Annotated in this window: 20 protein-coding genes, 1 tRNA gene and 1 riboswitch; of the genes, 9 read left to right on the top strand and 12 right to left on the bottom strand. The window is 66.6% G+C overall.

Annotated features, from left to right (window positions below; genetic code table 11):
* The first annotated feature begins 82 nt into the window (after positions 1–82).
* Positions 83–1276 (top strand): acyl-CoA dehydrogenase, encoded by a 1194-nt coding sequence (locus tag AC3WL8_RS31875; protein ID WP_013957614.1) that lies wholly within the window; start codon positions 83–85, stop codon positions 1274–1276.
* A 151-nt stretch (positions 1277–1427) separates the two neighbouring features.
* On the opposite strand, the gene AC3WL8_RS31870 is transcribed toward AC3WL8_RS31875, so the two are convergent.
* Positions 1428–2066, bottom strand: a complete 639-nt coding sequence (locus tag AC3WL8_RS31870; protein ID WP_211980065.1) for a peroxiredoxin — start codon at positions 2064–2066, stop codon at positions 1428–1430.
* A gap of 254 nt (positions 2067–2320) precedes the next feature.
* Between AC3WL8_RS31870 and AC3WL8_RS31865 the strand changes: the two genes are divergently transcribed.
* The 3 genes from AC3WL8_RS31865 to AC3WL8_RS31855 all read left to right on the top strand — a co-directional run bounded on the left by AC3WL8_RS31865 (position 2321) and on the right by AC3WL8_RS31855 (position 3709).
* Positions 2321–2647 (top strand): ElaB/YgaM/YqjD family protein, encoded by a 327-nt coding sequence (locus AC3WL8_RS31865; protein WP_010813729.1) that lies wholly within the window; start codon positions 2321–2323, stop codon positions 2645–2647.
* 178 nt (positions 2648–2825) lie between these two features.
* Positions 2826–3206, top strand: a complete 381-nt coding sequence (locus AC3WL8_RS31860; RefSeq protein ID WP_010813730.1) for a phage holin family protein — start codon at positions 2826–2828, stop codon at positions 3204–3206.
* Complete coding sequence (locus tag AC3WL8_RS31855) at positions 3203–3709, top strand: DUF3318 domain-containing protein (protein WP_013957616.1); 507 nt, start codon at positions 3203–3205, stop codon at positions 3707–3709. The genes AC3WL8_RS31860 and AC3WL8_RS31855 overlap by 4 nt, the downstream gene beginning before the upstream one ends.
* Before the next feature lie 21 nt (positions 3710–3730).
* Here AC3WL8_RS31855 and AC3WL8_RS31850 read toward each other — a convergent pair whose 3' ends face one another.
* From AC3WL8_RS31850 to ybgC, 11 genes are all read right to left on the bottom strand, one after another.
* Positions 3731–6631, bottom strand: a complete 2901-nt coding sequence (locus AC3WL8_RS31850; RefSeq protein ID WP_211980066.1) for an EAL domain-containing protein — start codon at positions 6629–6631, stop codon at positions 3731–3733.
* 117 nt (positions 6632–6748) lie between these two features.
* Positions 6749–6824: transfer RNA gene (locus AC3WL8_RS31845), tRNA-Lys, on the bottom strand.
* Between the two features lie 56 nt (positions 6825–6880).
* The gene (locus AC3WL8_RS31840; RefSeq protein WP_013957622.1) at positions 6881–7996 is read right to left on the bottom strand and encodes a YeeE/YedE family protein; all 1116 of its coding nucleotides are present in this window, start codon (positions 7994–7996) and stop codon (positions 6881–6883) included.
* 27 nt (positions 7997–8023) lie between these two features.
* On the bottom strand, positions 8024–8707 hold the full coding sequence (queC, locus tag AC3WL8_RS31835) for a 7-cyano-7-deazaguanine synthase QueC (protein ID WP_013957623.1): 684 nt from the start codon (positions 8705–8707) through the stop codon (positions 8024–8026).
* Between the two features lie 127 nt (positions 8708–8834).
* Positions 8835–9593 (bottom strand): tol-pal system protein YbgF, encoded by a 759-nt coding sequence (ybgF, locus tag AC3WL8_RS31830; protein WP_153953697.1) that lies wholly within the window; start codon positions 9591–9593, stop codon positions 8835–8837.
* Between the two features lie 17 nt (positions 9594–9610).
* Complete coding sequence (gene pal, locus AC3WL8_RS31825; RefSeq protein WP_013957625.1) at positions 9611–10117, bottom strand: peptidoglycan-associated lipoprotein Pal; 507 nt, start codon at positions 10115–10117, stop codon at positions 9611–9613.
* Positions 10118–10132: 15 nt separating this feature from the next.
* The gene (tolB, locus tag AC3WL8_RS31820; protein WP_013957626.1) at positions 10133–11506 is read right to left on the bottom strand and encodes a Tol-Pal system beta propeller repeat protein TolB; all 1374 of its coding nucleotides are present in this window, start codon (positions 11504–11506) and stop codon (positions 10133–10135) included.
* Between the two features lie 205 nt (positions 11507–11711).
* Complete coding sequence (gene tolA / locus AC3WL8_RS31815; protein WP_492379636.1) at positions 11712–12737, bottom strand: cell envelope integrity protein TolA; 1026 nt, start codon at positions 12735–12737, stop codon at positions 11712–11714.
* A gap of 36 nt (positions 12738–12773) precedes the next feature.
* Entirely contained in the window at positions 12774–13217 is a 444-nt protein-coding gene (gene tolR / locus AC3WL8_RS31810) for a protein TolR (RefSeq protein ID WP_078197462.1), read from the bottom strand.
* Positions 13218–13288: 71 nt separating this feature from the next.
* A complete protein-coding gene (gene tolQ, locus AC3WL8_RS31805) occupies positions 13289–13972 on the bottom strand; it encodes a protein TolQ (RefSeq protein ID WP_035821070.1) in 684 nt (227 codons plus the stop codon).
* Positions 13969–14373 carry a tol-pal system-associated acyl-CoA thioesterase gene (ybgC, locus tag AC3WL8_RS31800; protein ID WP_010813741.1) on the bottom strand — a complete coding sequence of 135 codons (405 nt, stop codon included), beginning with the start codon at positions 14371–14373 and terminating at the stop codon, positions 13969–13971. Before ybgC ends, tolQ begins: the two co-directional genes overlap by 4 nt.
* A 155-nt stretch (positions 14374–14528) precedes the next feature.
* Positions 14529–14674: riboswitch (ZMP/ZTP riboswitch) on the top strand.
* Positions 14675–14801: 127 nt separating this feature from the next.
* Between ybgC and glyA the strand changes: the two genes are divergently transcribed.
* From glyA to AC3WL8_RS31775, 5 genes are all read left to right on the top strand, one after another.
* Positions 14802–16049: a serine hydroxymethyltransferase gene (glyA, locus tag AC3WL8_RS31795; protein ID WP_013957630.1), complete on the top strand. Its 1248-nt coding sequence runs from the start codon at positions 14802–14804 to the stop codon at positions 16047–16049.
* A 155-nt stretch (positions 16050–16204) separates the two neighbouring features.
* Positions 16205–16672, top strand: coding sequence for a transcriptional regulator NrdR (nrdR, locus tag AC3WL8_RS31790; RefSeq protein WP_010813743.1), 468 nt, complete (start codon positions 16205–16207; stop codon positions 16670–16672).
* A gap of 131 nt (positions 16673–16803) precedes the next feature.
* The gene (pilV, locus tag AC3WL8_RS31785) at positions 16804–17433 is read left to right on the top strand and encodes a type IV pilus modification protein PilV (protein WP_013957631.1); all 630 of its coding nucleotides are present in this window, start codon (positions 16804–16806) and stop codon (positions 17431–17433) included.
* Between the two features lies 1 nt (position 17434).
* On the top strand, positions 17435–18469 hold the full coding sequence (locus AC3WL8_RS31780; protein WP_492379635.1) for a PilW family protein: 1035 nt from the start codon (positions 17435–17437) through the stop codon (positions 18467–18469).
* The gene (locus tag AC3WL8_RS31775) at positions 18466–19074 is read left to right on the top strand and encodes a pilus assembly PilX family protein (protein ID WP_153953701.1); all 609 of its coding nucleotides are present in this window, start codon (positions 18466–18468) and stop codon (positions 19072–19074) included. Before AC3WL8_RS31780 ends, AC3WL8_RS31775 begins: the two co-directional genes overlap by 4 nt.
* Positions 19075–19108 lie beyond the last annotated feature (34 nt).

Here is a 19108-nt window from a genome sequence, read left to right as displayed (position 1 = left end):
CATGATTCCCGGAAGCGCCGGTGCGGCAAGCGACCATTCGCCCGCCCCCGATGCTTCCCCCGCGCTACCGAAGGAGACCTGCATGGCTGCCAACGCCGAATTCCACTGGGCCGACCCCCTGCTGCTGGACCAGCAACTGACCGCCGAAGAACGCATGGTGCGCGACGCCGCCGCGGCGTACAGCCAGGACAAGCTGATGCCGCGCGTGCTTCAGTCCTTCCGCAACGAGAAGACCGACATCGAGATCTTCCGCGAGATGGGCGAACTGGGCCTGCTCGGCCCCACCATCCCCGAGCAATACGGCGGCCCCGGCCTGAACTACGTCAGCTACGGCCTGATCGCGCGTGAAGTCGAGCGCGTCGATTCCGGCTACCGCTCGATGATGAGCGTGCAGTCGTCGCTGGTGATGGTTCCGATCCATGAATTCGGCACCGAAGCGCAGAAGCAGAAGTACCTGCCCAAGCTGGCCACCGGCGAATGGATCGGCTGCTTCGGCCTGACCGAGCCGAACCACGGCTCCGACCCGGGCTCGATGGTCACCCGCGCCAAGAAGGTCGACGGCGGCTATGAGCTGACCGGCGCCAAGATGTGGATCACCAACTCGCCGATCGCCGACGTGTTCGTGGTCTGGGCCAAGCTGCAGGGCGATAACGGCAAGGACGAGATTCGCGGCTTTATCCTGGAAAAGGGCTGGAAGGGCCTGTCGGCGCCGGCCATCCACGGCAAGGTCGGCCTGCGCACCTCGATCACCGGCGAAATCGTGCTGGATCAGGTGTTCGTGCCGGAAGAGAACATCATGCCGGGCGTGAGCGGCCTGAAGGGCCCGTTCACCTGCCTGAACTCGGCCCGCTACGGCATCGCCTGGGGCGCGCTGGGCGCCGCCGAGTTCTGCTGGCACACCGCCCGCCAGTACACGCTGGACCGCAAGCAGTTCGGCCGCCCGCTGGCCGCCACGCAACTGGTGCAGAAGAAGCTGGCCGACATGCAGACCGAGATCACGCTGGGCCTGCAAGGCTGCCTGCGCCTGGGCCGCATGAAGGACGAAGGCACCGCCGCGGTGGAAATCACCTCGATCATGAAGCGCAACTCGTGCGGCAAGTCGCTGGACATCGCCCGCGTGGCGCGCGACATGCTGGGCGGCAACGGCATCTCGGATGAGTTCGGCGTGATCCGCCACGTGGTGAACCTGGAGGTGGTCAACACCTATGAAGGCACCCACGACATCCACGCGCTGATCCTGGGCCGCGCCCAGACCGGCCTGCAGGCCTTCTTCTGATCGCCATCCGCGACTTGCGCACAGGCTCTCCGCAATAAAAAGGCCCGGCTGCAAAGCCGGGCCAAGCACACTACCAAGGAGACGACGAGGCTGCCCCCGTCGATAAAACACCTGTCCTGCACGCCGGCCCCGCCTTCACGCGGGGCCGCGTTCATTTGTTGGGTTGGGGCGTCAGCCGCAGGTACGGCCGTACCGCCTGGTAGCCCTTGGGGAATTTCTCGCGGATCACCGCCTCGTCCTTCAGCGAGGGCACGATCACCACGTCATCACCGTCCTGCCAGTTGCCCGGCGTGGCCACGCTGTGGTTGTCGGTCAGCTGCAGCGAGTCGATCACGCGCAGGATCTCGTTGAAATTGCGCCCGGTACTGGCCGGATACGTGATGATCAGGCGCACCTTCTTCTTCGGGTCGATGACGAACAGCGAGCGCACCGTCAGGGTCTCGTTCGCGTTCGGGTGGATCATGTCGTAGAGTTGCGACACCTTGCGGTCGCCATCGGCCAGGATCGGGAAGTTGACCGTGGTCGACTGGGTCTCGTTGATGTCGCGGATCCAGCCATGGTGCGACTCCACGCCGTCCACCGACAGCGCGATCGCCTTGACGCCGCGGCGCGCGAACTCATCCTTCAGCTTCGCGGTCAGGCCCAGTTCCGTGGTGCACACCGGGGTGTAGTCGGCCGGGTGCGAGAACAGCACGCCCCAGCTGTCGCCAAGCCACGCATGGAAGCGGATGCGGCCTTCGCTCGAATCCTGCTCGAAGTCCGGGGCGATATCGCCAAGACGCAATGCCATGTTCTGTTCTCCTGATTTCGGGGTGGAACCAGAGTATCCGGATTGATATCCAACCCAAACGAATATAAAGTCACTACAAAATCACTCGAAGTCATATAAACATTTTCTGACAGTCATCACGCGTGCTTTCCGGCATGCTTGCGATACTAGGCACTGGCGTCGCGCTTGCTGGCGTGTAGCCTTGAAACCACGGCCGCCCGCCACATATGCTAAGTATCAGACCGACAAATGCCGTTAGCCTCGGAGCGTAGAAAATGTCAGAATCCGCACAAACCGAACCAACCGCCCGCAAACAGGAGAAACTGATGAGCGATGTCAAGACCGTTCTGTCCGACGCCGAGGAACTGCTGAAGCAAGCCGCCTCGACCACCGGGGAAAAGGCCGCCGAACTGCGCGAGCGTGGCATGGGCCTGCTCAAGCAAGCCAAGGAAAAGGCCCAGGACCTGCAAGACGCCGTCGTGACCAAGAGCAAGGCCGCTGCACGCGCCACCGACGACTACGTGCATGACCACCCGTGGCGCGCCGTGGGCGTGGCCGCCGGCGTAGGCCTGCTGATCGGTCTGCTGCTGAACCGCAAGTAAGCGATTCCAACCCGGCGCGGCATGCTGATGCCGCGCCTGAGCGGCAACCCGGTCATCGGGTTGCCAGTGGCCGGGGCGCAAGCATGTTGGCGACACACCATGACGCCACACCCGGCCCCGCCTGCTGGAAAGGCGCGTACGGCCACGCCGTCGCGCCGCTCTTTCACGCCGGAGCCGCATGAGCGAATCCCCCCCTTCCCCCAAGTTCCTCGAATCCGTGCGCAACCTGGCCGGCTCGCTGGTGGCAATGATCCAGACCCGCCTCGAACTCGCCAGCGTGGAGCTTGCCGAGGAACGCACGCGCCTGATGAAGGTCGCGCTGCTGGCCTGCTTCGGCCTGGTGTTCTTTGGCATCGGGCTGGTCACCCTGACCGGGCTGATCGCCATCCTGTTCTGGGACACCTACCGCTGGCAGGCGCTGGGCGCACTGACGGTACTTTACCTGGTGCTGTGCGCGATTTGCCTGGCGTACGCACGCAACCTGGTGCGCAACGCCCCGCCGATGCTGGAGGCCACGCTCGCCGAAATCGACAAAGACCGGGAGATCCTGCGCCGATGAGCCCCCTGGAACCCGACGACAGCGCAGCCGGACACAACCGCCGCGATCACCCGCGGCGGGCCCGGTTCACGCAAGAGGTACGCCTGCCACTGGCGGTGCGCAAGGAATTGCTGCTGACCCGCGCCGCGCTGGAACGCTACGACTGCCTGCAGGCCCTGCACGAGGTGCGGGGTGGCGCGCACCGCCTTGGCACTATCGGCCACTGGCTGCCGCGCATCGCCCGTCCGGGGTCGTGGATGAAAGTGGTCGGCATGACCAAGGACTACCCGCTGCTGAGCACCGTATTGACGCTGGCGCTGCCGCTGGTCAAGCGCACGCCGGTGCTGCGCTGGACCTGGAAGCTGTCCAAGGTCGGCCTGGCAGCCGGCGCCGCCTACTGGGTGTACAACACCTGGCGCGAGGCCAGGCACCAGGCCGTGCCGCCCGCAACCGCGCCAACACCCGCGCCGGCCGGTACCCCGCCCGGCGCCGATACCGGCTTCCGCGATCCGCTCGTTCCCTGACCCGCGGCCGGGCCTGGCCGCTCAGCCCGCCAGCGCCAGCGCCGGCCGGTCGCCGGCCTCGGCATCCGCCGGGGCAAACGGCACCGGCGCCGCAATGTGATAGCCCTGCACCAGGTCCACGCCCAGCTCGCGCAGCCGTTCGAGCATGGCCTCGCTCTCAACGAATTCCGCAATGGTCTGCTTGCCCATGGCGTGGCCGATGCGCTGGATCACCTCCACCATCACCAGGTTGACCGGGTCGGCCAGCATGTCGCGCACGAAGCTGCCGTCGATCTTCAGGTAGGCCGCCGGCAGGTGCTTGAGGTAGGTGAACGACGACATGCCCGCGCCGAAGTCATCCAGCGCAAACTTGCAGCCCAGCTGCTGCAGCTGCAGGATGAACGCGCCGGCCTGCGCCAGGTTGGAGATCGCCGCGGTTTCCGTGATCTCGAAGCAGATGCCGTCCAGCGCGATGCCGAAGCGCTGCGCCTGCTCGCGCACGAAATCGGGAAACTGGATGTCCGCCAGCGACGAGCCTGACAGGTTGATCGCGCAGGTGGCAATCTCCGCCTGCCGCCCCGCCAGGGTGGCAAACGCAGTCTCGACCACCCAGCGGTCAATCATCGGCATCAGGTTGTAGCGCTCGCAGGCCGGCACGAAGGCCATCGGCGGCACTAGCCGGCCACGTTCATCGACCATGCGCAGCAGCAGTTCCACATGGCGGCCCGTCTGCGGCAACGCGCCATCGTGCGCCGGCACGATCTCCTGCGAGTACAGGCAGAAGCGGCCGGCCCCCAGCGCCGCATGCACGCGGCTGACCCACTCCATCTCGCCGTGGCGCGCCTGCACCACGCTGTCCAGCGGATGGTAGACCTGCACGCGGTTGCGCCCGCCCTCCTTGGCCACGTAGCAGGCCGCGTCGGCCGCGCTCAGCGCCTCGGCGACGTTGACGGTCTGTCGGTCCAGCGTGACCAGGCCGATGCTGACGCCCAGCGTGAAGGTGCGCTGGTGATGCGCAAAGCGGAAACATGCAATGGCGTGGCGCAAGGCCTCGGCCACGCGTTCGCCATCGCCGGTGCCGCAATGCTCCAGCAGCACGCCGAACTCGTCGCCGCCCAGCCGCGCCAGCGTGTCGCTGCGGCACAGCTGGCTGCGCATGACCTCCGCCATCTGCCGGATCAGCTCGTCGCCGGCGGCATGCCCGCAGGTGTCGTTGACCACCTTGAACTGGTCCAGGTCCAGGTACATCAGCGTATGGGTGGTGCCCTGTTCGCGTGACCGCGTGATCGCCGCGCCCAGCCGGCGCTCGAACTCGGCGCGGTTGACCAGGCCGGTCAGCGCATCGTGGCTGGCCTCGTACGCCAGGCGCGCCGCATGGGCGCGTTCCTGGCTGATATCGTGCAGCACCACCACCACGCCGATGGCCTGCGCGGCACGGTCGCGGATCAGCGCCACCGATGGCTTGACCGCCAGCGCCTGTCCGGGCAGCCCGGACACATCGCGCCGCACCAGCTGCGCCGACCGGCTGCGCCAGCGCTGGCGCAGCGCCAGCGTGACAATATCGGGCAGCGGCGCCAGGCTGTCCTCGTCGCGCAGCACGCAGACGTTGCTCAGCGGCAGGCCGCGGGCGTCGGCTTCGCGCCAGCCGGTCAGGGCCTCGGCCGCGGGGTTGAGCGATTCCACGCGCCCCCACACATCGGCCGTCACCACCGCGTCGCCGATGGCCTGCAGCGTGACCTGGGCGCGCTCCTTCTCGGCAAAGAGCTGGGTCTCGTAGCGCTTGTGGTCGGAAATATTCGTGAGCGACCCCGCCATGCGCGCGCGCCGGCGCCCCGCCCCGCGCACCAGCCGGCCGCGGGCGCGCACCCACAGGTAATCGCCGGCGCGGTTGCGCAGGCGGAATTCGGCGTCGTAGGGCTCGCCGCTGCGCAGATGGTGGGCCAGCTTGGCCTCGAAGGCGGCCAGGTCGGAAGGATGCAGCAGGCCCAGCACGGTTTCGCGCGCATGCGGCAGCTCGTCGTCGTGGTAACCGAGCATCTGCGCGCAGCGCGGCGAGAAGTACAGCTCGCCACGGCCAAGATGCCAGTCCCATAACCCGTCGTTGCTGCCCTCCACCGCCAGCTGCAACTGCTCTTCGCGCTGCGCCAGCGCCTCGCGCAGCCGGCGCTCGCGCCGCAGCGGCGCCACCGACAGCAGGATCGCCGACATCAGCAGCGCCGCCGCCATCACCGCGCTGCCGGTGGTCAGCAGCCGCGTCACGCGGCGCGAGGCCTGGCCCAGATGGCCCGAAAAGGCCTGCTCCAGCGGCGTCAGCCTGGCGTCGATCTGCGCTATGTTGCGCAGCACCGGCGCCACGCAATCGTCCCTGCAGCCGGGCTGGCGGATCAGCCGGCGCAGGGTCAGTGCCTGTTCGTGTAGGGCAGCGATCTCGATGTCGCCCGCGGCCCACACGCGGATCGCGGCATCGACCTCCTGGATATGGCGGAAATTCCGGTAGAGCCGCACCATCCGCGGAATGTCTTCGGGATGGTTGCCGCCGGCAAGGAGCCCTTCATGGATGCGCCCCAGGTCAGGCTCGTCGCGGTCGAGCTCCAGGCGCGCGTGGTGGTCGCCCAGCGGGATCGCGATCGACTCCAGATATGCCTCGAAATCCGCCGGATCGCGATCCTCGCCGTAGCGCAGCAGGTGCAGCACGGCGTTCTTCTGGCCCTTGGACCACTGGCTCTCGCCCGCGACAAAGGCGCGTGCAGCCGACAACAGGTCCAGGCTGGCGATGCTGAACAACGCCAGCGCAACGACCACCGGTACGAACGGCCAGATGATGCGCAGCACGTGCCCGCTGGCCGGCAAGGAAACGCCTGCTTGCCGCATAGGGTCTTGTTGGTGGGCCGTGTCTCGCGGCCGTCCTGATGGACCGCGGTCAACACGCCGCGGCTGACCCATTGTGCTGCGCAGGCAGATCCAAGTCTCTACCTCGAACTAGTTAAAGCACCCCCCACTGTCGGGGCATGCCAGACGCAAAAAGGGCCTGTGACTTGCGCCACAGGCCCTTCGTAATACTGGTGGGTCGTGCGTGACTCGAACACGCGACCAACGGATTAAAAGTCCGCTGCTCTACCGACTGAGCTAACGACCCGAAAAAACAGAACCGCGATTATAGGGATGCAGTTCTCGATGTGTCAAGCATGCGCCTCAGGCCATGCGCTCCAGACGCCATATCTGGTAGCGGAATGCCAGCACCGCGCCGGCCAGGATACCCGCCAGCGCGATAAACGAGCCAAGCGCCAGGGTCGACACGCCCGACAGCCCCTGCCCGACCGTGCAGCCCAGCGCGGTCACGCCGCCCGCACCCATCAGGATGCCACCGACCATATGGTTGGCGACGTCCTCGGCATTGCCGAAGCCTTCCCAGCGGAACGTGCGCGTGGCCAGGGCATAGGCCGCCGCGCCGGCGATCACGCCGAACACGCTGACGATGCCGACCGTCGCCACCTTGCTCTTGTCGCTGAACATCATCAGCCAGTCGAGCGTGTAGGCATAGGGTGCGACGAAGCTCAGGCTTTCCATGCGGCCGCTGTTGGTCGAGACGAACAGTTCTTCAAGCGTGTTGGGGTCTTCGGCCACGTAGCCGAGGTGGCCCGACACATACCACATCGCCACGATGATCAGCCCGACGCCGATGCCGCCAAGCAGGTTGTCGAACGAGCGGAAGCCGCGGCCGGCCAGCGCCCACAGCACCAGCACGCCGCCCAGCGCCAGGCCCAGGCCCAGCTGCAGCGCGCCGCGCGCGAGCCCCGTGCCCTGCGCCAGCACGGACGGCAGGTCTTGCGTGGTGGGCAGCGTCAGCGCCACCGCGTCGACGGTATTCACGCGCACCACGCCGAACAGCCCGCGCAGCGTCATGTAGGCCGACAGGCCCAGGAAGACAAAGACCACCAGCGACTTCAGGTTGCCGGCGCCGATGCGCACCAGCGTCTTGCTGCCGCAGCCCGACGCCAGCACCATGCCGAAGCCGAACATCAGCCCGCCGGCCAGCGCCGACAGCCAGCCCAGCTTGCTGGCGGTGTAGATGGTCTTGGTGGGGTCGATCGCGCCGGTCCAGGCCAGCACGCCGGTGCCGATCATGGCCACGCCGATCGCCAGCACCCACATGCGCATGCGGCTCCAGTCACCCATGTTGACGATGTCAGAGACCGCGCCCATGGTGCAGAAGTGCGTGCGCTGCAGCACGGCGCCAAACAGGAAGGTCAGGACGAACGTGCTCAGCAGCACGGTGCGCGAGAGCGCGGCGAGGTCGATTTCAGGCATGTCGGGGGCGTGAACGGCGGCTTGAGATCAGGCAGCGGCCTGGTAGCGGGTCGGATCGGGCACACCGGCGGCTTCAAAGCCGGCCCGGCGGATGCGGCACGAATCGCACACGCCGCAGGCGCGGCCGTCGTCGTCGGCCTGGTAGCACGACACCGTCAGGCTGTAGTCCACCCCCAGCGCGATGCCGGCGCGGATGATCTCGCCCTTGGTCATGTCGATGATGGGCGCATGCACGCGGAAGCGGTCGCCCTCGACCCCGGCCTTGGTGGCGAGGTTGGCCAGCGTTTCATAGGCCGCGACGTATTCCGGGCGGCAGTCCGGGTAACCGGAGTAGTCGACCGCATTGGCGCCGAAGAACAGGTCGCGCCCGCCGACGGCCTCGGCCCAGCCGAGCGCCAGCGACAGCATGATGGTGTTGCGCGCCGGCACGTAGGTGACCGGGATGCCACCGGAAGCGCCGTCGGTCGGCACCGCGAGCGTGTCGTCGGTCAGCGCCGAGCCGCCGAAGCGGCGCAGGTCCAGGTCGATGATCTCGTGGCGGGTGGCGCCCAGCGCGGCCGCCACGCGCTTGGCGGCTTCCAGTTCAGAGGAGTGGCGCTGGCCATAGCGCATCGACAGCGCATAGGTCTCGAAGCCCTGGGCGCGGGCCATGGCGAGTACGGTGGCGGAGTCGAGTCCGCCGGACAGCAGGACGATGGCGCGTTGGGTCATGATCGGGAGCGCGCCGTCTGGGCGCGCAAAAGATTCAGGCGAATCGCGTATTTTAGCGCGACCCAAGAAAAAGGCCCGCCGAAGCGGGCCTTGCAGACAGGACCGGGCGTGCCGGCCGCTTCCGGAGTTACTTCAACGTCTTCAGCCGGTTGCTGGCCGCCTGCGCGCCTTCGGTGCCAGGATACTTGGCCACCACCTGCTCCAGCGTCTTGCGCGCGGCCGCCTTCTGGCCGGACTCGAGCTGGTTGTTGGCAACCGCGATCATCGCGTCCGGCACCTTGGGATGCGTCGGGTTGGCGTTGATCATGTTCTGCAGCACCGAGGTGGAGCCCTTGTAGTCGCGCTGCGCATACAGCGAGTTGCCGAGCCAGTATTGTGCCAGCGGCGCGTACGGGCTCTGCGGGTACTTCTTGACGAACGCCGAGAACGAACTCCCGGCGCTCTTGAAGTCGCCCGCCTGGAACTGCTTGAGCGCGGCATCGTATTCGGGCTTTTCGCCAGGCTGCGACAGGCCTTCGCGGCCTTCGACCGTGACCTGCTGCGGCTCGAATTTCTTCAGGCGCGCGTCCAGGTCGGCGTAGTAGTCCTTCTGCTGCTTCTGCAGCGCGTCCACCGTGTTCTGCAGCACTTCGTTCTGGCCGCGCAGCCGGGCCACTTCCTGGCGCAGGCCCTCGAGCTGGTTCTGCATGTCGATCGTGGTGCGGCTGTTCTGCTCGATGCGCTGCGTCGCGGTCGCCTGGAAACCGTTGAACTGGTCGCGCAGGGTGATGACCGCCTTGCGCGCCTCGTCATCGTCGAACACTCCGGCATGCGCCTGCGACAGCGGCAGCATGCCGCCGCCGGCGACGGCGGCGAGCCACAACAAGGTGGAAACGCGTGCTTTCATGGATGGCTATCCGCAGATCAGTAGTTGATGTCCGCGCGGCGGTTTTCGGCCCACGAGGCTTCATCATGGCCGGCGGCCTTGGGCTTTTCCTTGCCCAGGCTCACGGCTTCCATTTGGGTGTCGGGCACACCCATCGAGGCCAGCGAGCGGCGCACGGCTTCGGCACGCTTCTGGCCCAGCGCCAGGTTGTACTCGCTGGTGCCGCGTTCGTCGGTGTTGCCCTGGATCAGGATCTTGCGGCCTTTGTTCGAGCCCAGGTACTTGGCGTGCTCGCCCAGCATGCCCTGGTAGTCAGACTTGACGCTGTAGCTGTCGAAGTCGAAGTACACGCTGCGCTTGGCCAGCGGGCTGTTCGGATCGTTCAGCGGATCGGCGGCCGTCACCGGGGTCACGGCGCGCGCATCGGCACCGGTGCCCGCGCCGGCGCCGGCTTTGGCGGTGTCGTCCAGCTTGACGCCGGAGCTGCAGGCGCCAAGGGCCAGCAGTGCGGCAACGGCAAGGGTTTTGCTCATCAGTTGGGGCATGGTGAATGACTCCTGTTATTGCATGAAAGGACCCCAGGACGGCTCGCGAACATCGCCGGACTGGAGGGACAGAACCTGCCGGGTACGCCCGTCAGTGGAAACCGCCGCCAGCACCGCGCGACCGCCCACTCGGGTGGCATAGAGGATGTACTTGCCGTTGGCGGCAAAGCTGGGCGCTTCGTCGTTGGCCGTATCGGTCAGCGACGTCACGTCGCCGTTGCTCAGGTCCTGCAGCTGCAGCTTGAAGCCGCCCGTGCGCGAGATGTACGCCAGGTACTTGCCGTCCGGCGAAATACGCGGGCTCACGTTGTAGCTGCCCTTGAAGGTGACACGTTGCGCACCGCCACCTTCCTCGCCAGAAGCGGGCATGCGGTAAACCTGCGGCGCACCGCCGCGGTCGCTGGTGAAGTAGATGCTCTTGCCGTCGGGCGAGTACTGCGGCTCGGTGTCGATGGCACTGCTGCGGGACAGGCGGCGGACGCCGGAGCCGTCGGCATTGACCTGGTAGACCTGGGTATTGCCGTCGCGCGACAGCGCCAGTGCCAGGTGCTGGCCGTCAGGCGACCACGACGGCGCGCTGTTGTTGCCCTTCTGGTTCGACACCAGCGTGCGCTTGCCGCTGGCCAGGTCGTGCACATACACCACCGGCTTCTTGGCCTCGAACGAGACATAGGCCACGCGCGCGCCGTCCGGCGACCACGACGGCGAGATGATCGGCTCGTTGCTGGTCAGCGCCACCTGCGCGTTCTGGCCGTCCGAGTCGGAAATCAGCAGCTGGTAGCGGCCGCCCACCTTCGACACGTAGGACAGGCGCGTGGCAAACACGCCGCGCTCGCCCAGCAGCTTTTCATAGATGTAGTCGGCGATTTTGTGCGCGGTCACGCGCAGCTGGGACTGGTTGACGGTAAAGGCCAGCCCGCCCAGGCTCTGGCCCTTGACGGTGTCGTACAGGCGGAAGCGGACCTCATACTTGCCGCCGGCGGCCGGGGTCACGCTGCCGGCGACGAAGGCATCGGCGCCGCGCGACTTCCAGCTGCCCAGGTCGACATTGGCGGATTCCGCCACCGTGGCGCCGCCCGGATCGACATTGCGCAGGCGCCCGCTGCGCGTCAGGTCGGCGCGGATGATCGCGGTCAGGTTCTGCGGGGCCTGGGCCTCGCCCTGGAAGTTGGCGGTCGCAACCGGAATCTGGCTGGAACCGACCCCGGAGATCTCAACGTTGAGTTGCGCGTGCGCGGCGCCGGCTGCCATCGTCATCGCCGCGGCCAGCCAGGCCATCAGCGCGCGGCGGCCGGCCAGGGGGGCCGGGCCGATGGCGCGTTGGGATTCGGGTTGGGTTGCGTTGTGCCGCCTCGCGGACAGCCAGTTGGGGGCCCAAAGCTTTCGCATGCTGCTCCTCAGTCGATTACAAGATTCGTCGGGCACGGCAGGCAATCGGCAAAACGGGCAGGTCGGGCGCTGCGCATGGCGCATGCCCGATCTGCGTGCGTGCTGCACACTGCCGGCCGCGTCAGGCAACCTGCCATGGTAGCGATGGGACTGAAACCCGGCGATGAAGGTTGCATTATGTTGCAAATCATGCGTTACGGGCCACTCAGTCCTTCGGCCGGAAGGTGATGGTGAAGCTGGCCGGCGCCTTGCCGTCCTCGTCACGCGGCAGCGGGTCGGAACGCTCGACCGCGCGCAGCACGGCGTTGTCCCACGCCGAGTTGCCGCTGGACTTGGCCAGCCGCGCCGACATCAGCGAGCCGTCCGGCGCCAGCCGCACGGACACCACCGCAGTCGGGTTGCCGTCTACGTCGTCGGTGAAGACGATGTTCGGTTTCACGCGGCGGCGTACGCGGTCGGGATAGCCGGGCGAAGCCTTGCCACCGCCGCCGGCACCCGCGCCGGCCGTGCTGCCCACGCCGCCACCGCCCGCGCCGGAGCCGCCGGCCAGCGCCTGCAGGCGCGCCAGCTCGCTCTTGCGCTGGGCACTGGCCGCAGCCTCGCGCTTGGCCTTGGCGTCGGCATCCGCCTTGGCCTTGGCCTTGTTCTCGGCGTCAGCCTTGGCCTTGGCGTCCGCCTGGGCCTTGGCCTTGGCGTCCGCTTCCTTGCGTTCTGCTTCCTTGCGCTCGGCCTGCTCCTTGCGCTGCTGTTCCTGCTGCTGCGCTGCCTTCTTCTTCGCGTCGTCCTTGCGCTGGGCTTCCTTGCGCTCGGCCTCGCGCTGTTCCGCTTCCCTGCGCTCGGCTTCCTTGCGTTCCGCCTCTTTGCGCTCGGCTTCCTTGCGCGCGGCCGCCTGCTTGCGCTCGGCCTCTTCGCGCGCTGCCGCCTCGGCACGGCGCTTCTGGCGTTCCAGCGCGATGTCGGCGTCGTCCTCGACCTTGCTCTTCACCTCGGGCAGCGGCGGGGCCGGGCGCGGCTGCACCACCGGCGCCGGCGGCGGCGGCGGGGGCGCGGTGGCGGCCGGAATCTCTTCCCACAGCTCGGCCTCGGCGCCGACCGGGGTGCTGCTCTGCAAGCGCACGCCGTAGTACAGCACGACAGCCAGCAGCATGTGCATGAAGAGCGCGAACAGGAAGGAACGCAGGGTTCCCCGCTCCTTGACCGGCTGGTAGGGATAGGCGGCGACGGTCTTCATCAGGCGCAACGGCAATCAGATAGGCGCTTCAATGCGTCAGGAGGTCTTGGACTTGACCATCAGGCCGACGCGCTTGATGCCATCGGCTTTCAGGATCGACATCACGTCCAGCACCGCCTCGTACTTGACCGAGCGGTCGGCGGCAATCACCACCGGCTGGTCGGGATTCTCGTTCTGGCGCTGGTGCACAAAGTCGAGCAGGCCCTGCTTGTCGAGCTTGCGCTCGAAGGCATTGCCGGCGTTGTCCTTGCCGCGCGCGGTGAGCTGGCCGCTCTCGTGCACGGTGACCACGATCGGCGGCGCCTTCTGCTGCGGCGTGGCGTTGGCTACGGTGGGCAGGTCGACGGTGGCGGGGCTCACGATCGGCGCCGCCACCATGAAGATGACCAGCAGCACGAGCATGACGTCGATATACGGCACGACATTGATCTCGGCGCTGGCCCGGCGGCGCGAGCCGCCGCGGCGCTGAATGGCTGCCATTGCAGGACTCCTGGAAACGCCGGCCCGGGCTTGCGCCCGGACCGTCTGGATTAGATTCGATACGTGTGCAGTTAGCGTGCCTGCCGTTGCAGGATGTTCAGGAACTCTTCCATGAAGCTCTCGAACCGGATCGCCAGGCGGTCGATCTCCGTGGCATAGCGGTTGTAGGCGATCACCGCCGGAATCGCCGCGAACAGGCCGATCGCGGTCGCCACCAGCGCCTCGGCAATACCGGGGGCCACCGATGCGAGCGTCGCCTGCTGCACATTCGACAGGCCGCGGAATGCGTTCATGATCCCCCATACCGTGCCGAACAGGCCGATATACGGGCTCACCGAACCCACCGACGCCAGGAACGGCAGATGCGATTCCAGCACATCCATCTCGCGCTGGTAGGCCGCGCGCATCGCGCGCCGGGCCGCATCGAGCAGCGCGCCGGCTTCGTTGCCGCGCTCGCGCGCCTTCAGGAACTCGCCCATGCCGGATTCAAAGATCCGCTCCAGCGCGCCGGTGTTGTGGCGGTTGTTGACGGCGCTGTTATATAGCGCCTGCAGGTCGCCGCCGGCCCAGAAGTCGCGTTCGAACCCCTCGGTCTGGGTGCGCGCCGAGCGCAGCGCCAGGTGCTTGCGGAAGATATAGGTCCACGAAAACAGGGACATGACGAGCAACAGCACCATGACGGCCTGTGCCAGCAGGCTGGCGTGGAGCACCAGCGTTACGATCGACATGTCTTGCGTGACGGTCACGGGATTCATCGTGCGGACTTGATGGTAGCTAGAACGGGGTCGGGAATCGGGGCGGGACGGAAAGTGCTTCGATCGACACACCCAACGCGGATCGCGCCAGATGCCAGCATCAGCTCGCCACGCCAGGCTTCCTGGGTGAACTGGACCGACGCCGGGCCGACCCGGTCGATGCGCGTGCGGATCTCGAGCTGGTCATCCAGCCGGGCGGGCGCATTGTAGTCCACCGCCGTACTGCGGACGATAAAGACCACGCCCGCCTCGTCGGCGAGCGACTGCTGCTCGATGCCGAGCGCACGCAGCCACTCGGTGCGGGCGCGCTCGAAGAACTTCAGGTAGTTGGCGTAGAACACTACGCCACCCGCGTCGGTGTCTTCCCAGTACACCCGCAGGGTCCAGACAAAGTTTGTCATGGCCGCGATTGTAACGGAGAGCGATAGCGGTTTCGTGTAAACCCGCATGACGACTTTGCAACAGCAAGTTGCTGGCCAGCCCTTGCCAGTCCTTGCCTGGCGGGGCCGACGGCTTGCGGCGGGCGCCCGCCTCGCGCTACACTGCGCGCAACCATTCCATCTTGCGCGACTGGCGAAGTCAGTGGGCACTACCACGAGGAAGCGCAAGTTCTCTGGCGTGACGTTCATTGCGCGTTCGCGTAACGTTCAGCACGCCTAGGCGTGAAGTTGCTTGCGCCTGCCGCTCGCCTGGGCAGCGAATGGGAAGCAGGGTGCGCCCTGCACCGACGGTTACAACGTGCCGCCGGTGCTGGTCGCCGCTAGCCTTCCCCGCGCGCCCTACCCCCGATGCGTGAATCGGATTCCCTATTTTTCAGACGAGTTTCGCCATGTTCGAACGCAGCCGTTTTACGATCGACCAGATCGACCCCGAGGTCTTTGCCGCCATCCAGCAGGAAAACCAGCGCCAGGAAGACCACATCGAGCTGATCGCCTCCGAGAACTACACCTCGCCGGCCGTGATGGCCGCCCAGGGTTCGCAGCTGACCAACAAGTACGCGGAGGGCTATCCCGGCAAGCGCTACTACGGCGGTTGCGAGTACGTCGACGTGGTCGAGCAGCTGGCCATTGACCGCGTCAAGCAGCTGTTCGGCGCCGAAGCCGCCAACGTGCAGCCCAACTCGGGCTCGCAGGCCAACCAGGGTGTGTACTTCGCCGTGCTCAAGCCGGGCGACACCATCATGGGCATGAGCCTGGCCGAAGGCGGCCACCTGACCCACGGCATGGCCCTGAACATGAGCGGCAAGTGGTTCAACGTGGTCAGCTACGGCCTGAACGCCCAGGAAGACATCGACTACGATGCGCTGGAAAAGCTGGCGCAAGAGAAGAAGCCCAAGCTGATCATCGCCGGCGCCTCGGCCTTCGCGCTGCGCATCGACTTCGAGCGCATCAGCAAGGTGGCCAAGTCGATCGGCGCCTACTTCATGGTCGACATGGCCCACTACGCCGGCCTGATCGCCGCGGGCGTCTACCCGAACCCGGTGCCGCACGCCGACTTCGTCACCACCACCACGCACAAGAGCCTGCGCGGCCCGCGCGGCGGCGTGATCCTGATGAAGGCCGAGCACGAGAAGGCCATCAACTCGGCGATCTTCCCCGGCATCCAGGGCGGCCCGCTGATGCACGTGATCGCCGGCAAGGCGGTCGCGTTCAAGGAAGCGCTGACGCCTGAGTTCAAGGCCTACCAGCAGCAAGTGGTGAAGAACGCCGCCGTGCTGGCCGAGACCCTGATCGCGCGCGGCCTGCGCATTGTCTCGGGCCGTACCGAAAGCCACGTGATGCTGGTCGACCTGCGCGCCAAGAACATCACCGGCAAGGAAGCCGAGCGCATCCTGGGCGAGGCGCATATCACCGTCAACAAGAACGCCATCCCCAACGATCCGGAAAAGCCGTTCGTGACCTCGGGCATCCGCCTGGGCTCGCCGGCCATGACCACGCGCGGCTTCAAGGAAGAAGAAGCCCGCATCGTCGGCAACCTGATCGCCGATGTGCTGGACAACCCGCACGACGCCGCCAACATCGCCAGCGTGCGCGAGCAGGCGGCAGCCCTGACCAAGCGTTTCCCGGTCTACGGCTGATGCATCGAGGCCGCCCATGCGGGTTCGCATGAGCGGCCGGCAGCTCCGCAAGCCGGCGCCCCGGGGCACCGGCTTGCGGGCCTCGCCAACCCGCCCCGCCACCGCAGAACGACAACACGGACAAGGCGACGGGGTTCAACTGAAGGTGGTCCGGCATGAAATGCCCCTTTTGCGGTCATTCCAATACCCAGGTACTCGACACGCGCATGTCGGAAGACGGCGATGCCGTGCGCCGGCGCCGCCGCTGCGAAGCCTGCGACCGCCGCTTCACCACCTATGAGCGGATCGAGCTGTTCTTCCCCGCCATCGTCAAGAAAAACGGCTCGCGCGTGGACTACACCCGCGCCAAGCTGAAGGATTCCATGCGCCTGGCGCTGCGCAAGCGCCCGGTCTCCGCCGAAGCCATCGACGAAGCCATCACCCGCATCGAAGAAAAACTGCTGGCCCTGGGCGAAAAGGAAATCCCCAGCAGCCAGGTCGGCGAGCTGGTGATGCGCGAATTGCGCAAGCTCGACAAGATTGCGTATATCCGCTTTGCTTCGGTGTACCGGAGCTTTGAGGACGTGTCGGAATTCCGCGACGTGCTGGATGAATTTGCGGCGTCCACCCCCCGGAAGGGGTAGTAAAAGTAACAAAATCGTTGTTTAATCCCCGTTGCATTTCCGCAAGGCCCGCTGTCGCATATTAAAAGGGCCCGGATTGCAGACCAAAAAAAGAAGTTAACGAAGTCGGACGTCTTTTGACGGGGGTCAGAATGGGTCAACGCTGCCGCGGGGCAGCCGGCTTTGCCATGCTCGAAGCATTGGTGGCAATTGTCGTTCTGGCGGTTGGCGTGCTCGGCGTCGCCAGCCTGCTGCTGAATTCATCCCGCTTCACGCAACAAGCTTCCTACGACACCACTGCCATGCAGCTGGCCACCGAGATGGCCGAGCGCATGCGTGCCAATCCTGCCGTCTCGCAAACCGGCGCGGCGGCGGAAGCCATCACCCCGAACCGCTACTTCATCGACACCGCCACCGGGCAGCCACCCGCGCTCACGGCAGCAAACAGCCCGTACGCGATCGCCTGCTCGGGCACGGCGGCCGGGTGCGCGCAGCAACTGGCGGATTTCGATGTCGCCGAGTTCTGGGAGCGTGTCAGCACAGGCCTGCCTGGCGGACGCGCCGTGATTTGCCGGGACATGGTTGCGTACGACCAGACCACCGGCTTCTCATGGGGATGCACGCCATCGGCCACTGGCCGCCCGGACGACGCACCGATTGTCATCAAGATCGGCTGGATCTCGCGGCTTGCCGCCAAAACCGTCGCGGCACGGGTCGACATGTCCGACATGGGCACGCGCCCCCAGGTGGTCATCGTGGCCACGCAGGGTACGGTGAACTGACATGCGGAACGCCAGGACCTATCTCAACCCCGGCCGGCATCGTCAGCTGGGGCTGTCGCTGGTGGAGCTGATGGTAGCGATGACGCTGAGCCTGCTCCTGATCATGGCTGCCGCGGCGCTCTACCTGACCGGGCGAGCCAACTACAACAGCATCGACGACACCACGGCGCTGGATGAGAAAGGCCGCTTTGCGGTGGATACCGTGGTGCGGATCGTGCGCCAGGCCGCCTGGAGCAATTATGCGGGCAACAGCGCCGCGGCCTCGCCCGGCGCCAGCGGGCCACCCGCGCCCAGCCCTGGAGGCGTCATGCTCACGACCACGAGCCTGTCGCCGACCATCAGCGGCCTCGACAACTGCAGCGCCCCCACGCAAGACCTCGGCAATCCGGCGCAGAACCTCGCGTGTCCTGTCCAGGCGGGCGCCGTGAACAAGAGCGATGTGCTGCAGGTCCGCTTCTTCGGTTCGGGCACGCAGCAGGACCGCACCGTTCCGGACAACAGCATGATCGACTGCTCCGGCAACGGCGTCGCCGAGCCGCAGGCCTGGGAAGACGCAGACCTCGCGCGCGGCATGGCGGTCTTCTATGTCAGCAACGATGCCAGCGGCATGCCTCAGCTGATGTGTGGCTATCGTCCACGGGACACCGCCAACAAGGAAATCCTCACGGCCGGCACGGCGTACCAGGCTGTTCCAATGATCTCAGGCGTCGAAGTCTTCCAGGTGCTCTACGGCGTGGATACGAATTTCGACCAGACCCCGGACCGCTTCCTGTCAGCCACCGAGGTGCTGGCCCTGCCCACCACCTGGCAGAACGTCGTCGCCATCAAGATTGCCATGGTGCTGATGGGCGATACCGCCAGCGCATCGCCCCAGGATCCGCCAACCTTCCGCCTGTTTGGGCGCCTGTTCCCGGGCTCGCCGGGCAACGACACGTCCTTCACACCAGCCACGCAACTGCAGCGGATGCGACGACTGTACACCGTCACAGTACAGCTCCGGAACATGGCCACCTGCACCACGTGCTCGCCGACATGAACGCCCGCACCGCGCAACCCAACCCGCGTGGCATCGCGCTGATCACCGCCCTGGTGATGCTGCTGATCATCAGCGTCATCGCCATCGCCGGCGCCCGGCTGGCCATTGGCAGCAAGCGCATGGCATCGAACCAGCGCGACCGGGACCTGGCTCAGCAAGCGGCCGAGGCAGCCTTGCTGGATGCAGAAATCGACATCCAGGGTGTCGCCGCGCCAACCAGCCGGTCGGCCATCTTCTCCGGCACCACGATGAATGTCCTGCCGTTCGTGGCGGGCTGCAATACGGGCGTGACAGGCGCCTCACCCTTCCAGGGACTGTGCGACCCGGTGCTCGACGGTACGCCGAACTGGCTCACCGTTGACTTCAGCCAGACTGGCGCCAACGCACGCACCACCGCCTATGGCACCTTCACCGGCCGCAGGTTCCCGACCGCGACCGGCGGGCTGCTGCCTGCCGCGCTGCCGCGCTACATCATCGAGCCGATCAACGACATGTCGCCAGGCGCGAGCGAGGGCGCATACATCTTCCGCGTCACGGCCGTCGGCTTTGGCGCAAACCCGGCGACCCGGGTCATGTTGCAGTCGTACTACCGAAAGGGGGAATGAATGGCAACGCCCATGACTGTCGCGGAGCACGGCA

This window comes from Cupriavidus sp. FW305-F7 (genome assembly GCF_058782875.1).
This window is presented reverse-complemented; position numbering and strand designations above follow the sequence as displayed.

Coding starts and splice junctions, on each gene's coding strand:
- tolQ (WP_035821070.1), bottom strand. CDS start 13,972: ATGAATCCCGTGACCGTCACGCAAGACATGTCGATCGTAACGCTGGTG.
- pal (WP_013957625.1), bottom strand. CDS start 10,117: ATGCCCCAACTGATGAGCAAAACCCTTGCCGTTGCCGCACTGCTGGCC.
- AC3WL8_RS31775 (WP_153953701.1), top strand. CDS start 18,466: ATGAACGCCCGCACCGCGCAACCCAACCCGCGTGGCATCGCGCTGATC.
- AC3WL8_RS31780 (WP_492379635.1), top strand. CDS start 17,435: ATGCGGAACGCCAGGACCTATCTCAACCCCGGCCGGCATCGTCAGCTG.
- tolR (WP_078197462.1), bottom strand. CDS start 13,217: ATGGCAGCCATTCAGCGCCGCGGCGGCTCGCGCCGCCGGGCCAGCGCC.
- AC3WL8_RS31855 (WP_013957616.1), top strand. CDS start 3,203: ATGAGCCCCCTGGAACCCGACGACAGCGCAGCCGGACACAACCGCCGC.
- AC3WL8_RS31860 (WP_010813730.1), top strand. CDS start 2,826: ATGAGCGAATCCCCCCCTTCCCCCAAGTTCCTCGAATCCGTGCGCAAC.
- queC (WP_013957623.1), bottom strand. CDS start 8,707: ATGACCCAACGCGCCATCGTCCTGCTGTCCGGCGGACTCGACTCCGCC.
- nrdR (WP_010813743.1), top strand. CDS start 16,205: ATGAAATGCCCCTTTTGCGGTCATTCCAATACCCAGGTACTCGACACG.
- ybgF (WP_153953697.1), bottom strand. CDS start 9,593: ATGAAAGCACGCGTTTCCACCTTGTTGTGGCTCGCCGCCGTCGCCGGC.
- AC3WL8_RS31875 (WP_013957614.1), top strand. CDS start 83: ATGGCTGCCAACGCCGAATTCCACTGGGCCGACCCCCTGCTGCTGGAC.
- AC3WL8_RS31850 (WP_211980066.1), bottom strand. CDS start 6,631: ATGGGTCAGCCGCGGCGTGTTGACCGCGGTCCATCAGGACGGCCGCGA.
- pilV (WP_013957631.1), top strand. CDS start 16,804: ATGGGTCAACGCTGCCGCGGGGCAGCCGGCTTTGCCATGCTCGAAGCA.
- glyA (WP_013957630.1), top strand. CDS start 14,802: ATGTTCGAACGCAGCCGTTTTACGATCGACCAGATCGACCCCGAGGTC.
- AC3WL8_RS31865 (WP_010813729.1), top strand. CDS start 2,321: ATGTCAGAATCCGCACAAACCGAACCAACCGCCCGCAAACAGGAGAAA.
- ybgC (WP_010813741.1), bottom strand. CDS start 14,373: ATGACAAACTTTGTCTGGACCCTGCGGGTGTACTGGGAAGACACCGAC.
- tolB (WP_013957626.1), bottom strand. CDS start 11,506: ATGCGAAAGCTTTGGGCCCCCAACTGGCTGTCCGCGAGGCGGCACAAC.
- AC3WL8_RS31840 (WP_013957622.1), bottom strand. CDS start 7,996: ATGCCTGAAATCGACCTCGCCGCGCTCTCGCGCACCGTGCTGCTGAGC.
- tolA (WP_492379636.1), bottom strand. CDS start 12,737: ATGAAGACCGTCGCCGCCTATCCCTACCAGCCGGTCAAGGAGCGGGGA.
- AC3WL8_RS31870 (WP_211980065.1), bottom strand. CDS start 2,066: ATGGCATTGCGTCTTGGCGATATCGCCCCGGACTTCGAGCAGGATTCG.